Below are 13,942 nucleotides of genomic sequence, written 5' to 3' on the forward strand. Positions count from 1 at the left end.
ATATACACCCAGCCGCGGCAAGGTAACGTCCTAGCCGCGGCTGCTTGGCATACCAGCCGCGTCATCTAATGCACCCCAGGGCCAGTTTCCCCCAGCCGGGCAACTCACGGTCTCAGCGACTCTGCTCAGGCCTACTTAACGCAACCGCAAACCAATCCGTACCTCAGCTTCAGCAGGTCAGCGCATATTCCCACCCAATCAACCTGCCACGGAAATCGACGCGCCAGCTCATCATCGCGCAGGTCCGACCCGTTTTATGACGTGCACCGTTAGGATGGTTATCGCCCCCTCGGTTTAACACCCCTCGAGCTCCCTGCTCGCCGGAGGCGTCCACTGAACGGTATTTCGGAAGGCACACCATGGCTTGCGCTCACGACGACGAGGTTCCCACGTGTGACAAGGTGCTCGTAATTGGCGCTGGTCCGGCAGGACTAGCGGCCGCGGCAGCCTTACAAGAGCTGGACGTGCCCTTTGATCTCGTGGATCGCTCCCGAGACGTGGGAGGAGTATGGAACCCCGACGACCCTCACTCTCCCAGCTGGCCGGGATTGCGAGCAGTCTCATCGGTGTCCACCACGCAATTTGACGACCTATTAATGCCCGCCTCGTTCCCGGCGTTTCCTACCGCTGAGGATATGGCTAAGTACCTGCGCGCTTACACCGCTCACCACGGGCTCAGCGTGCATTTCCGCGGCGGCGTCACGGTTCGCAGCGCCACACCGTTTGGGCAGGGGCGGTGGCAGGTTGAGCTGTCCACCGGAGAAGTGGTGATCTACCGGGCATTAGTTTCGGCCCACGGCATCAGCCAGCGTGCCGCGCTGCCCGATTGGGCTCCCCCGCGTACTCGCACCTCCCGCAGCCCGGGGCATTTTGAGCCGACGGTGCGCCACAGTGTGTTAGAGGGCGAACCGCTTCCGCCCGTCGAGGTGCTGCACTCCAGCGCTTGGGCTGGGGCGGAATCAGTCGCCCACCGCAGCGTGCTGGTCGTCGGTTCCGGACAGTCTGCCGCCGACATTGCGGTGGAGGCCGCAGGCACCGCTCGTGAGGTCCGGCTTGCCATGCGCGAGGGTCACTGGGTGGTGCCCCGTCGTATCGGCCCGCTGCCCGGCGATATGCTCGCGGAACAGGAACCAGCGCTGCTGGGCCAGCTGAATGCACGCGTGGCGGAAAGCGTCGTAACCCGCATGGTCGGCACCCCCCAGGCATTCGGGCTGCCCGCTCCGCAACGCAGCCTTCTCAGTGACACCGTAATCGTCTCGGATGACCTCCTCGACCTGATCCGCTCCGGAGCGATTACGCCCACCGGCGAGGCCCTAGCCATGGCTCAGGACGGGACCGTGACGTTCACACCGCCTCCGAGTTCCCGTCCTGGAGTGACCTCCGTCGAGACGACATGGAGACCAGACATCGTGGTCTTTGCGACCGGCTACCGGCCAGGGTGCGATCACCTCGACGATGATCTACTTCCCCACGGAGCCGATGGATCGTGGGATCTATTCCTCGGCGCCTTCCCCCGGGTGCGGGATGACCTCGTGGTTTTGGGTCAGATCCAGGTCAGTGGCGGCACCTTCCCCATCGTGCGCGAACAGGCCCGCATCGCCGCGCGGATTTTACGCTCCTACCTCGACACCGGGCATCTGCCTGAAGCATTCCGGCAGGCCCGGGCATCCGGGGTACCGTCAACCTTGATCGGTCCCGCCACCCAACGCCTTCCCGAGGGGCCGCGCCAGGTCGTCGGTCGCTTCTTCGGTGCGCTGCGCGCTAAATCCCTCGGCGCGCAGGCACAGAGCACGACGCAACCCTCAGACCGGACGCATCTGCTGGGTCAGCTACGTACATTGCGCGCAGCACTGGCTGGCAACTGACCCATTCACCCGTTCACTGAGCGAAACTATGCCGTGACCTGACTGGCTGACATGCCGGTGATTGTTCCGCCCATTAGCTAGAGCGGCTTACGCACCCACCGGCTGAGGTCGCAGCCACCGGATAATGGCCCAGAAAACCAGGCCGAGAACCGGTGCGGCTACGATCAGGCCGATACCGGCCTGCTGCTGATCAATTAAGGCGTCCGCACGCCAGACCCGCCCCGTCGCTCCAAAAAATGATGCCTGAATTAGCACATCCCGCATCACCAAAGAGCCGCCCCACACAGCAAGAATAAGCGTAAGAAGGACCGACGCGAGGGCAGGAGCAGCCCGCGGATGAGAACGCGAGGCACAGCGCACCGCCCAGGCTCCGCCAATCCCCAAAGACAGCGTTAACAATGCCATCGCCATATGGCCGGTATGGTCGATCAGCGCCCACCGCAGAAGCGGTGAGAAAAACAGTGCAGCAAGGATCACAGCCCCAGCTCCCGAACCAGCCGTAAGCCACCAACCATTCCGGCGAGAGCCCCATGAGCACGAAGCCACCACACCGCTCACAAGCGGACCGACCACCACCAGCAACAGCACATGTTCGGTCACAAACGCCGAAAAAAGCACCCGCCCGTACACGCCGATTGGCCCCAGGAGCACCACCGACAGCACAATCAATCCGGTGAGAAATGCCAGGGACGAGTGACGATGAGGATGCCTCGTGCCGGGTGCAGACAGGCTGAGAGGATGCTGACGCCACCACCACAGCAATCCGAGAGACGCAATCAGGACCAGGGCAAACAGATCCAAACGCCACGTGAGAAGAACCTGCGGCCAGGTGGGCGCCGGAGGCAGACTAAGCCCTGTGACCAGCTCAAAAGGTGGCATTGCTGCGGCGCGAGCCGGAGGCGGACCGGCGGGTGGCGGAGCAATCCTCCCCATCAACGCGCCGAGCCCGGTCGCAATCACCATCACAGCAATTTCCGCAACAGCCAGGCGGGGCAGAATTGCCGTGCCGTCGCTGAGCACTAAGCGATGCCGCTGGAGCATTCCAGCCCCAGCCAGAATCAGCACCACCGCGATTTTCACCGCAGCAAAGCGCCCCCAGGCACCGTCCAGCATTGAGGACAGCCCCGAGACCCCCTGGGTTTGCACCAAAATCATCAGCACACCCGAAACAGCAATGGCAACCCAGGCGACACCGGCGAGGCGCGAATAGGCACGTACAAGAGTGCGTGTCTGCTGAACCCTCAGTCTGATCGTGGGACGGGTGTGAAGGTCAAGGATCTGGATGAGCCCTCCCATCCAGACAACCATGGCCAGAACGTGCACGAGAATCGCTGTGCCTGCCGTCTCGTGATCCTCAGCCGTGCTGGGATGACCAGTGCGCGCTAACCAGACGATTCCCAAAAGTGACAGAGCGACTCCGGCATAACCGCTCCACCGCAGCCGCGCCACCAGCACCATTGTGGTAAGTGCGGCAATCACCGTCACAGCCAGCAGATCCCGGCCAAGCTCACTGGTCACAAAGAGACCGAGATCAGAACCGAAACGCGAAGACCACAGCGGCTGCTCGGACGCCACCGAATACGACAGGATCAAGCCAATCAATGAGGCCACGGTCCAGATCCCCGCTGCCACCGAAGTGTTGGTCATGAGGTGGCCACGCACCTGGTCGCTATCTGGCCCGGATTCGCCTCGCGCGTCAAAAAAGGTGAGTAGACCGCATCCGGACGCTGTCAACGCCATAGCAGTCAGGTAGATCATCGCCACCAGAGTGGATGGAAGCACCTGGGTAAAAGATGTACCCGCGCCTTGTCCGCTGAAAACTCCGGTGGTGATCATAGCCGCGCCGGCGGTGACCGCGAGACCCAAACTTGCTGCCGCCACCAGCATCCAGCGCATCCCTCGCACGGAGCCGGCACCAATCGGGTTAGTGCCCGGGTCGAGACTAGGGCTCGGCCTAAGGCTAGAGCTAGGGCTAGAGCTAGAGCTAGAGCTAGACGGTTCCATGCCCTGCCCGGACATGCCTGTACCGTTCACCGGGTCCAAAGCACCGGTAGGAAAAGTCCGAGCCACATTGCGGCCATGATCGAACCCAAAGTGATCATCAAATATCCGACGGCTTCCACCGCAGCACCGCGACGCAGAAGCATCACAATTTCAAAGGCAAACGTGCTCATCGTGGTTAAAGCTCCGCAAAAACCGGTGCCCACGATCAGCAACAGCCAGGACGGTGAGGTGTCGGCGCCGTTGACCAAGATCCGGGTGAAAAATCCGAGCAGGAACGCACCGGCCACATTTACAACAAATGTCGCCCATGGGATCTGAGGTTTGTCCGGGTGGCGCTGCCACCGCACCCCCAGTTCAGAGACGGAGTACCGCACGAGAGCTCCGAGAGCACCACCAAATGCCACACACAGCACCGCGATCATGCGTGGTCCTCCGAATCACCGTGGGAATCATCAGCGGCATCACCGGCAGAGACAGATTCCTTAGCCCCGCCAAAAAGGCGCAGTCCAGCAGCCAAACCGCCAGCAGCAGCGATAATGCTGCTCAGGATGGTCAGCAAACCGTACTGAAGCGCCGTGACCGAGGCATCGCCTCCGATCATCAACGCGAATTCAATGCTGAACGTTGAGACGGTGGTAAAACCCCCACAAAAACCGGTAACCACCAGTGGTTTAATCCATTGGGGAGCCGATGCCCGGGCGATGAGTGCGCCGGAGACAACGCCGATCAGCAAACAGCCGACGATATTAGCCAGCAGCGTTGCCCACGGAAACCCCATCGTGGCGTGGTTGTGCACCCAGGGGAAAACGAGGCCGAGACCGTATCTGGACACAGCCCCAAGGCTGCCTCCCAACGCAACAAACGCATAAGGCACCCACGGCCGCGGTTTCGCGGGGCTGGGGGCAACCTCCAGCATGGCTTCGACATCGTCGAGATCCGCTGAGGTCAGCGCCGCGAATTCAGTGGTGTGCATCCGCGGATCATCGCGGCGCGCAGGACGCCGCTCAGAAGGCGTCGGAGGCATGGACATCACCGGGGAAGCCTAACAAGCAACCCGGGGAACGGGGCCGCTTCCCAGATGATGAACCCGAGGCCGACACCGCAGGCAAAACCTGCCGACAACTCACGCAATACCTGCATAGCTGCTGGCTGCCCCCCGAATCAGGTCCGCATGAAAACGGATTAGCCCCAGACCAGACCCATTTCCGGATGTTCCAGCACCGCAGAGACATCTCGCAGCAGTTCTGCCCCGAGCGCCCCGTCGATCAGCCGGTGATCAAAGGACAGCGCAAGATCCGTGACCTGGCGCGGAACAATCTGGCCGTCCTTAATCCATGGTTTTTCCTTCACCGCCCCGAAACCGAGGATGACCGATTCACCGGGGTTCAGAATCGGGGTCCCGGAATCAATGCCGAACACCCCAAAATTCGTGATGGTGATGGTGCCATCCCGGGTATCAGCAACCCGAGTTCCTCCAGCGCGAGCGGTGCGAGCCAGCGCCTGGATATCCTCGGCCAATTCGCGCAGCGTCTTTAAGTGGGCATCTTTAATGTTCGGCACGATCAACCCGCGAGGAGTGGCCGCGGCAATACCGAGATTCACATAATGCTTGTAGACAATCTCCTGGCTATCCTCATCCCAAGAAGCGTTGACCTCGGGGTTTCGACGGATAGCCACCAGGAGAGCCTTCGCCACGATCAGCAGCGGTGACACCTTGATATCGCGCCAATCACGGTCGTGACGCAGACGCTCCACCAACCGCATTGTTTCGGTCATGTCCACCGTGTTGAACACGGTGACGTGAGGAGCAGTGAACGCAGAAGACACCATGGCCTCAGCGGTCCTCTTGCGTACGGACCGGATCGGAACCCGAGTCGTCCGTTCATCGCTGACCACGCCGGGAAATGGCTGGTTCCGGGTGGTTTTCATATTGGCACCAAGGTCGTCGGGAGCCTGCGGATGCTCGTCGGGGAAGTAGTTCTCCTCCCCCGCCGGCTGCTCCGCTGAACGCCCTTGGCGCTCAGCCACGTCTGAGGCTGCGGGCTTAGCCGCGGCCATCACGTCATCGCGGGTGACGGTGCCATCCGGACCGGTCGCGAACACGTCGGCGAGCGCAATCCCGAGGTCACGCGCGAGTTTACGTACCGGAGGTTTCGCGAGAATGCGGTCGACGGGGACCTGCGGCGGATGCTCCTGATCTGAGAGCGCGGCACGCCGACGACGGCGCTGCGTCGCCCCCTCTTTGAGACCGTATCCCACCAAAATCTTGGGAGCAGCTGCCTCATCGCCCCCCGTGGCGCCGGTTTCATCCGGCTGCGGGGCATCGGACGATATCTCACCGTCGGCAGCACCGTCGGGCTGGGCGTCACCGTCGGGATGGGTATCAACGACGTCAGCGCCCTCGGGCTGAGTATCGACGTCGAGGAGCACAGCGCCGACCGCAACTTCATCACCGGGCGCGGCGCAGATTCGGGTGACACGACCGGCAACAGGGCTGGGAAGTTCAACCGCTGACTTCGCGGTCTCCACCTCCACCACGATGTCGTTAATCGCGATCAGGTCACCAACGGACACTTTGAATTCGATGATCTCGGCCTCGGTGAGTCCCTCGCCAGGATCGGTCAGGGTAATCGGCACGATACGCGGTGTGCTCATGGGTATGCGTGTTCTCCTTGGTCGGCGCGCCCATACTGGCGCAACCGGGTCCGGTCTAAGTCAGGCAGCGAGTGCGCGGTCCACGGCATCGAGGATGCGGTCGAGATCGGGCAGGTAGGACTCTTCCATTCTCGCCGGAGGATAGGGAAGGTGGAAAGCACCTACCCGAAGAACCGGCGATTCGAGGTAGTAGAAGCAGCGCTCGCTAACCCTGGCAGCGATTTCTCCGCCGAGGCCACCGAAGACCGGTGCCTCATGAGCGATCACCAACCTGCCGGTGCGGCGAACACTCGCGCACACTGTGTCGATATCTAGGGGGCTCAAACTGCGGGCATCGATCACTTCAATGTCAATGCCGTCGCCGGCGGCAGCATCAGCTGCTTGCAGAGCGGTGTGCACCATGGGCCCCCAGGCCAGCAGTGTCACATCTGTTCCGGGACGGACAACCCGCGCAGAGTACGGGGATTCCGCCGGACGGGTTTCAGTATCGACATCGCCCTTGAGCCAGTAGCGGCGTTTGGGTTCAAACAGGATCACCGGGTCGTCGGACTCAATAGCCTGCCGGATCATCCAATATCCGTCTTGGGCCGAGGCGGGTGCCAGAATCCGCAGACCCGCCGTGTGCGCAAAGAGCGCTTCGGGACTCTCGGAATGGTGCTCCACCGCACCGATGCCACCACCGGAGGGAATGCGGATAACCAGAGGCATCCGCACTTTGCCCTGCATCCGGTTATGCATTTTGGCGACCTGGGTGGTGATCTGGTTGAAAGCAGGGAAAACGAACCCGTCGAACTGAATCTCCAGCACGGGCCGGTACCCGCGGAAGGCCAGCCCCACGGCCGTGCCGACAATGGAAGCTTCGGCGAGTGGCGTATCAACCACTCGTTCAGAACCGAACTCGGCATGCAGTCCGTCGGTAATGCGGAAGACACCGCCGAGAGGGCCGATATCTTCGCCCATCAACAGGACTTTGTCGTCGGCGCGCATGGCGTCTCGCAGGCCAAGGTTAATGGCTTTGGCCATGGGCAGGGTCATGGTGCTCATCGGTTCCCCTCCGCGGTCGCCGGGTCAGATTCGTCCTCGAAGAAGGCGAGGTAGGCGCGGTATGCCTCGCGTTCCTCAGCAACCAGCGGGTGCGGTTCGGCGTAGGCGTAATCGAACATGCTCATCGGGTCGGGATCGGGCATCGCATGGATATGCGCGTGCAGGCGCATGGCGAGGTCATGGGCATCGGAATCGGTCTGCTGGATAAACGCATCGTCAATTTCGCCCAGGCCTTTGAGGTGTTTACGCAGCCTGAGAATCGGGTCAAGGCCCTCCCACTGCTGTTCCTCTTCGCGGGAACGATACCGGGTCGGATCATCGCTGGTGGTGTGCGCTGCCATCCGGTAGGTCAGCGCCTCGATGAATGCAGGGCCGCCACCGGATCGCGCTCGATCCAGTGCGTAGCGCGTGGTGGCCAGGGCCACGAGCACGTCGTTGCCGTCAATTCTGACGCTGGGAATTCCCCAGCCTCGTGACCGCTGCGCGAGCGGAACCCGGGTTTGGGTGCTAGTGGGCACGGAGATGGCCCAGTGGTTGTTCTGGCAGCCGAACACGATAGGAGCCTGGAAGGAGGCAGCCCAGGTGAAGGCTTCGGAGACTTCGCCCTCGCTGGATGCCCCGTCGCCGAAGAACGCGAGCACTGCCGTGTCCCGGTCAGGATCGCCCGTACCGACCAGGCCATCGCGTTGGAGTCCCATCGCGTAGCCGACGGCCTGGGGCGCTTGGGAGCCGAGCACGATCATGTACGGGTGGGTGTTGATCTCTGCGGGGTCCCATCCGCAGTGGGATACACCGCGGTACAGCTCCAGCAGGGTCATGGGTTCGATGCCGCGCGCCCATGCCACCCCGTGTTCACGGTAGGTGGGGACAAGGTAGTCGTGCGGGCGGGCACCGTGCCCCATGCCGATCTGGGCGCCTTCTTGTCCGAGCGCACTGGCCCACAGACCGAGTTGGCCCTGTCGCTGCAAGGAGGTCGCCTGGAGATCTGCGGCGCGGATCATCACCATGTCGCGGTAAAAACCGCGCAACGTGTCTGGGGTGACATCTGCGATCAACGGATCGAGATCAGGATGGGGGGTTCTGGTGCCGTCCGGTGCGAGGAGTTGGATCATGGGCTCGTTGCCCGGATCGGCAGGGATCGACGTTTGGAACACACTCACGACGGTAGCGTAACCTACGCAAGCGTAGGTCTAGGTGAAGATGGTCCCGACATGGACGTGACCAGCAGCAAGACTGCGCCAATAGCGCGCCGACGCCACGCCGGGACCACTGCAACACCCCGCAGACAACCTCCTGAAGCCGCACCAAGACCAGCTGGTGAGCTCACCGAAATAACCCGCAAGGGCCGATGCTCACCACCTCGCCTGAAAACAGTTCATCACCGTGAGGTTTTCAGCCAGAGCCCGCACGCCTCGATGATCCGATCATTCGCCTCGGGCTCAGCCACGGTGATACGCACACCGTCGGTCCCATAGGCGCGCACCACAAGGCCCTGTTCGTCGGCAAACGCCGCAAACTCGGCGCTGCTGTGGGCTAACGGCAGGTAGATGAAGTTCCCCTGTGACCGCGGAATGTTCCAGCCCTGGGCCCGCAGTTCGTCTTCGATTCGCTGGCGTTCCTCCCGCAGGGTGGCCGCCCGTTCTTCCAGCAGGTATTCGCTGTCCTCGTCCAGGCACGCCAACGCTCCCGCCTGGGCGAGCGCGTTCGCACCAAACGGCAGGGTCACCTTCGCCAGCGCGGTCGCCAACTGGGGATGCGCAATTGCGTACCCAATGCGCAGTCCCGCAATGCCGTGCGCCTTGGAGAAGGTGCGCAGCAGCACGACATTGCTGTGGCGATGAAAAATATCGAGTGCGTCTAGGCGCTGCTCAGGATTCACAAATTCCCGGTAGGCCTCATCGATGGCCACCACGACGTGATCCGGAACCGCAGCCAGGAAATCTTCGATCTGGTGGGCGGTTAGAGCCAGACCGGTCGGGTTGTTCGGGGTGCACAGGATGATCAGTTTTGTGCGCGAGGTGACGGCCGCGGCCATTGCCTCTAGATCATGGGAGAGGTCCTCGGTCAGCGGTACCTGCACGCTGTGGCCCCCATGGGTTCCGACAATGATCGGGTAAGCCTCAAAGGACCGCCACGCGTAGATGACCTCGTCACCTGGATCTACCAGTGCCCGCACCAAGTCTGCGCATGCGGCCACCGACCCGGTGGAGACGACTACCTGAGATGGGTCAACCCCGACCCGCTGCGCCAAGACGGTGCGCAGTGGCAGCGCCGTCATATCCGGGTATCGATTCAACCCATCGATACTGGCCAGCAGTGCTTCACGCACGGCGGGCAGCGGTGGGAAAGGCGATTCGTTAGAGGACAGTTTGAAGCGGACCTTCCCGTCATCCGCTGCTGGCTTACCGGGAACATAGCTCGGAAGAATATCCAGACACGAGCGGGTACGAATATGTTCCTCGACGGTGGGTTCTCTGCGAGATGGTTCCTGCTCAGCGAGGGCAGAAGAGACGGGGGACGATAATGATTGGGGCTCCATACATCCAGGGTAGTTGGCGCCGAGAGTGACCCGCTTGGAACAATGACGCCATGAAATTCGTCGGCCGCATCATCATCAGCGCCATTGCATTGTTCCTCAGCTCGCTCATCCTGCCAGGCATGCACCTTGCCGCGGAGGGGTCGACCACCTCCCGCATCGTCACCGTGGTGCTGGTGGCATTGGTGTTCGCCATTGTGAACACTGTCATCAAACCCGTTCTGAGCTTTTTGTCGTTGCCGCTGACCTGTCTCACGCTCGGCCTTTTCACCCTGGTGATTAACGCCATCATGCTGCTGCTGACCGCCTGGCTGAGCCAGCTGTTCGGTCTCGCCTTCCACATTGATTCCTTCTGGTGGGCGGTACTCGCCGGCGTTTTGGTGGGTCTGCTGGTGTCGATTTTCGAGGGCTTGGTGGGTCTGCATGAATCCAGGGAAGGCCGCTAGATCTCAGCTCTCGACGCGCCAGGTCGGGGAGCGATGCAAGAATGTTGAGCATGTCGACCTCTTTCGCCGATGTGTTCGCGCGCAGTGCCCCGCCTCTCGCTTTTACCCCTCTCGACGGTCGTTACCGCTCAGAGGTGGCCCCGCTGGTGGACCATCTCTCCGAGGCGGCGCTCAACCGGTGCCGCCTCATCGTCGAAGTGGAATGGATGATCCACCTGACCGACCAGGGTGCTCTGCCAGGTATCCGCAAGCTCACCGATGACGAACGGGCGCTGCTGCGGACTATTCCCGAGGAGTTTGATGAGGAGGGAATCGCCGAACACGCCGCCATCGAAAAGGAGACCGTCCACGATGTCAAAGCCGTCGAGTACTACATCAAACGACGGCTAGCCGGAACCTCGCTGGATTCCCTTTCGGAAATGGTGCATATTTTCTGCACCTCAGAGGACGTTAATAACCTCAGTTATGCGCTGATGGTGCGTGCAGCGGTCACCCAGGTATGGCTGCCGATCCTCGATGAGGTGACAGGTCGGCTCCGCGATCTTGCCCATCGCACCGCCCATGTTCCGATGCTCTCGCGCACTCATGGCCAGCCCGCCACCCCCACCACGCTGGGCAAAGAAATGGCTGTGTTCGCATACCGTCTGCAGCGCCAGCGCGACCGGGTGGCTTCCGATCAGTATCTGGGCAAGATCAACGGCGCCACCGGCACCTACGCAGCGCATTCCGTCGCCGTTCCGGACACCGACTGGCAGCACATTTCCCGTACCTTCGTCGAGCACCTGGGGTTGACCTGGAACCCGCTCACCACCCAGATCGAGTCCCACGACTGGCAGGCAGAAATCTATTCCGACATTGCCCGTGCAGGACGTATCTTGCACAACCTGGCAACCGATATCTGGACTTACATCTCGCTCGGCTATTTCCGTCAGCGCCTGTCGGCACAGGGTGGAACCGGATCCTCAACCATGCCGCACAAGGTCAATCCGATCCGGTTTGAGAACGCTGAAGCCAATTTGGAAATCTCTGCCGCGCTTTTCGATGTGTTATCCCAGACGTTGGTGACCTCTCGGTTGCAGCGGGATCTGACCGACTCCACCACCCAACGCAATATTGCGCCTGCGTTCGGGCACTCGGTGCTCGCAATGAAGAACCTGATCCGCGGTTTAGACGGGTTGGACGTGGATGCCGACGCCATGGCGCGTGATCTGGATGAGAACTGGGAAGTGCTCGGCGAGGCTGTGCAGTCCACGATGCGTGCGCTCGATCTGCGCGGGGTTGAGGGAATGGATCAGCCGTACGAGCGACTGAAAGATTTGACCCGTGGGCAGCGCGTGAGCGGCGAGCGCATGCGCGAGTTCATCGAATCACTCGGTGTGCCTGAGCCCGAACGCAGTCGGCTGTTGGCGCTGACCCCGGCGACGTATACGGGCCTCGCACCGGATCTGGTGGCACATCTTCGTGCGGATGCCCAATGACCGGGCGAACCTCCCCCTGCTGCGGGAACTCAGATGGCCTACCGGATCCCGGCGCCGATGGGGCTAGCGGCTCGAAAGGCTCCGGGGCATGCTCTGCCGAGGCCGGTACCTCCGAAGCCGGCTCCAGCACAGATCAAGCCGCCTGCCACACCATCTCGCCCGGTTACCGCCCGGCGAAAGTCGCCTATCTGCGGCGTCTGCGGCTGATCGAAGGCCAGGTGCGCGGATTGCAGCGGATGATCGACGAAGATGTGTACTGCATTGATGTTCTCACGCAGGTCAGCGCGGTGGTCAAAGCGCTGCAGTCCATCTCGGTTGCCCTTGTCGATGACCATATTCACCACTGTGTGCACGCAGCGGCTGCCTCTGGCGACGAAGCCGCGATTGAAGAAAAACTGGACGAGGTCTTAGTTGCCGTCAAACGTCTTTTGAAGTAAAAACCCGCATTTTAAACTAAAGACTTTTGAACTAAAGCCTTTGAGTCAAAGCCTTTGAACCAGAACTGCACGGAAGGTTATGTATGAAAATCGGTATTGTGCTCGGGTCAATTCGGGAGAACCGTGCCGGTGAAGCTGTCGCACACTGGGTATATGACGATGTCTCAGCCACCTGCGCATCGATGTCGCGGGCCACGGGTGAACACCTCGCGGTTGAACTCATTGATATTGCCGCTTTTCGCATTCCACTACTGACCACCCCCATCCATCCGGCCAAGTCCCAGCGCACCTACGATTCGGAAGGTGTGACGGCATTTTCTCGGGCCGTTGACTCCTGCGACGCCTACATATTCGTTACCGCTGAGCACAACCATTCAGTGCCCGGAGCGATGAAAAATGCCGTCGATTCACTGATGCCGGAGTGGTGGGGCAAGGCAGTTGCGTTTGTGTCCTACGGCGGTAACGGCGGCATCCGGGCTGTTGAGCATTGGCGGCAGATCCTCGGAAACTTCAACATGTATGACGTTCGCCAGAGCGTGAGCCTATCGCTGACGCGAGATCTTCCGGCACCCGGTGAGGAATTTAAGCCTTCTGATCGTCGCAAAGATGAGTTGGCGATGATGCTGTCACAGCTACTCACGGCTGCCAAGGTGGCCACGGACCGACTGTGAATCTCTGCGGACGCGATTTTTTCGTCGGTCGCGCCCGGGATCTCGCCCCACGACTGCTCGGATGCGTGCTGGTGGGGCGAGGAGTATCCCTTCGGATCACTGAGGTGGAAGCGTACGAGGGCGATATCGATCCCGGGTCCCACGCCTATCGCGGACGCACTGCCCGCAATGCCACCATGTTTCGAGAGGGCGGGCACCTCTACGTCTACCGCCATCTTGGAATCCACCACTGCATGAATATCGTCTCCGGAACCGCGGGCACGGCCACCGGCTGCTTAGTGCGCGCCGGAGAAGTGGTCGCCGGTATTGATGTGGCCCGAGGGCGTCGATCTGCCGCCGGCCGCACCACCAAAGATACGGATCTTGCCCAAGGGCCGGGGCGCGCCACCGTCGCCATGGGGATCACCCTCCACGACGACGGGACGGATCTGTGCGCACCCGATTCACCGTTCCACCTATATGCACCACCCCACCCACATAGGCCATCCCACTTATCTGCACCCGATCATCAACCGCATGCCACGCGATCCGGCCTGATCGGAACCTCGGTGCGAATTGGCCTGCGCCCAGAGGCCAGCGACCCCGCGCACTATGCGTGGCGATACTTTCTGCTGGGCGATCCAACGATATCGGGCCCCGCTTCGCTGAATCGCTCCCCTTCATCGGTCATCTGACATCTAAGCTCCTCCCCGAAATAGACCCAGTTCCCAGGCTGATCTGCATACACTCGCAGTGGGACCAACGGAGTATCCCTCCCGGTCCCGGGTCAGCCGCCTCGCATGCGAGGCACTCCTCAACGGACAGGG

Annotated in this window: 13 protein-coding genes; 6 read left to right on the forward strand and 7 right to left on the reverse strand. The window is 61.6% G+C overall.

Features of this window, described 5'->3' with window-relative positions; translation table 11 throughout:
* Positions 1-359: 359 nt before the first annotated feature.
* Entirely contained in the window at positions 360-1,865 is a 1,506-nt protein-coding gene (locus BN1724_RS05500) for a flavin-containing monooxygenase (protein WP_058234552.1), read from the forward strand.
* 87 nt (positions 1,866-1,952) lie between these two features.
* On the opposite strand, the gene BN1724_RS05505 is transcribed toward BN1724_RS05500, so the two are convergent.
* The 7 genes from BN1724_RS05505 to hisC all read right to left on the reverse strand — a co-directional run bounded on the left by BN1724_RS05505 (position 1,953) and on the right by hisC (position 10,107).
* Positions 1,953-3,761: a cytochrome c oxidase assembly protein gene (locus BN1724_RS05505; protein WP_231928273.1), complete on the reverse strand. Its 1,809-nt coding sequence runs from the start codon at positions 3,759-3,761 to the stop codon at positions 1,953-1,955.
* Between the two features lie 134 nt (positions 3,762-3,895).
* A complete protein-coding gene (crcB, locus tag BN1724_RS05510) occupies positions 3,896-4,291 on the reverse strand; it encodes a fluoride efflux transporter CrcB (RefSeq protein WP_058234554.1) in 396 nt (131 codons plus the stop codon).
* Complete coding sequence (locus tag BN1724_RS05515; RefSeq protein WP_084252789.1) at positions 4,288-4,899, reverse strand: fluoride efflux transporter FluC; 612 nt, start codon at positions 4,897-4,899, stop codon at positions 4,288-4,290. The genes crcB and BN1724_RS05515 overlap by 4 nt, the downstream gene beginning before the upstream one ends.
* Before the next feature lie 152 nt (positions 4,900-5,051).
* A complete protein-coding gene (locus BN1724_RS05520) occupies positions 5,052-6,524 on the reverse strand; it encodes a dihydrolipoamide acetyltransferase family protein (RefSeq protein ID WP_058234556.1) in 1,473 nt (490 codons plus the stop codon).
* Positions 6,525-6,584: 60 nt separating this feature from the next.
* Entirely contained in the window at positions 6,585-7,568 is a 984-nt protein-coding gene (locus BN1724_RS05525; RefSeq protein ID WP_058234557.1) for an alpha-ketoacid dehydrogenase subunit beta, read from the reverse strand.
* Complete coding sequence (locus BN1724_RS05530) at positions 7,565-8,728, reverse strand: thiamine pyrophosphate-dependent dehydrogenase E1 component subunit alpha (RefSeq protein WP_231928166.1); 1,164 nt, start codon at positions 8,726-8,728, stop codon at positions 7,565-7,567. The genes BN1724_RS05525 and BN1724_RS05530 overlap by 4 nt, the downstream gene beginning before the upstream one ends.
* Before the next feature lie 218 nt (positions 8,729-8,946).
* Positions 8,947-10,107 (reverse strand): histidinol-phosphate transaminase, encoded by a 1,161-nt coding sequence (gene hisC / locus BN1724_RS05535; RefSeq protein WP_084252790.1) that lies wholly within the window; start codon positions 10,105-10,107, stop codon positions 8,947-8,949.
* A 50-nt stretch (positions 10,108-10,157) separates the two neighbouring features.
* Between hisC and BN1724_RS05540 the strand changes: the two genes are divergently transcribed.
* From BN1724_RS05540 to BN1724_RS05560, 5 genes are all read left to right on the forward strand, one after another.
* Positions 10,158-10,550 carry a phage holin family protein gene (locus tag BN1724_RS05540; RefSeq protein WP_058234558.1) on the forward strand — a complete coding sequence of 131 codons (393 nt, stop codon included), beginning with the start codon at positions 10,158-10,160 and terminating at the stop codon, positions 10,548-10,550.
* A gap of 50 nt (positions 10,551-10,600) precedes the next feature.
* Positions 10,601-12,028: an adenylosuccinate lyase gene (gene purB, locus BN1724_RS05545; RefSeq protein ID WP_084253108.1), complete on the forward strand. Its 1,428-nt coding sequence runs from the start codon at positions 10,601-10,603 to the stop codon at positions 12,026-12,028.
* The gene (locus BN1724_RS13490) at positions 12,025-12,465 is read left to right on the forward strand and encodes a metal-sensitive transcriptional regulator (protein ID WP_084252791.1); all 441 of its coding nucleotides are present in this window, start codon (positions 12,025-12,027) and stop codon (positions 12,463-12,465) included. The genes purB and BN1724_RS13490 overlap by 4 nt, the downstream gene beginning before the upstream one ends.
* Positions 12,466-12,548: 83 nt before the next feature.
* Positions 12,549-13,136, forward strand: coding sequence for an NADPH-dependent FMN reductase (locus BN1724_RS05555; RefSeq protein WP_058234560.1), 588 nt, complete (start codon positions 12,549-12,551; stop codon positions 13,134-13,136).
* A complete protein-coding gene (locus BN1724_RS05560) occupies positions 13,133-13,810 on the forward strand; it encodes a DNA-3-methyladenine glycosylase (RefSeq protein WP_058234561.1) in 678 nt (225 codons plus the stop codon). The genes BN1724_RS05555 and BN1724_RS05560 overlap by 4 nt, the downstream gene beginning before the upstream one ends.
* Positions 13,811-13,942 lie beyond the last annotated feature (132 nt).

The sequence above is a fragment of the Devriesea agamarum genome (assembly GCF_900070355.1).
Classification (GTDB): Bacteria; Actinomycetota; Actinomycetes; order Actinomycetales; family Dermabacteraceae; genus Devriesea; species Devriesea agamarum.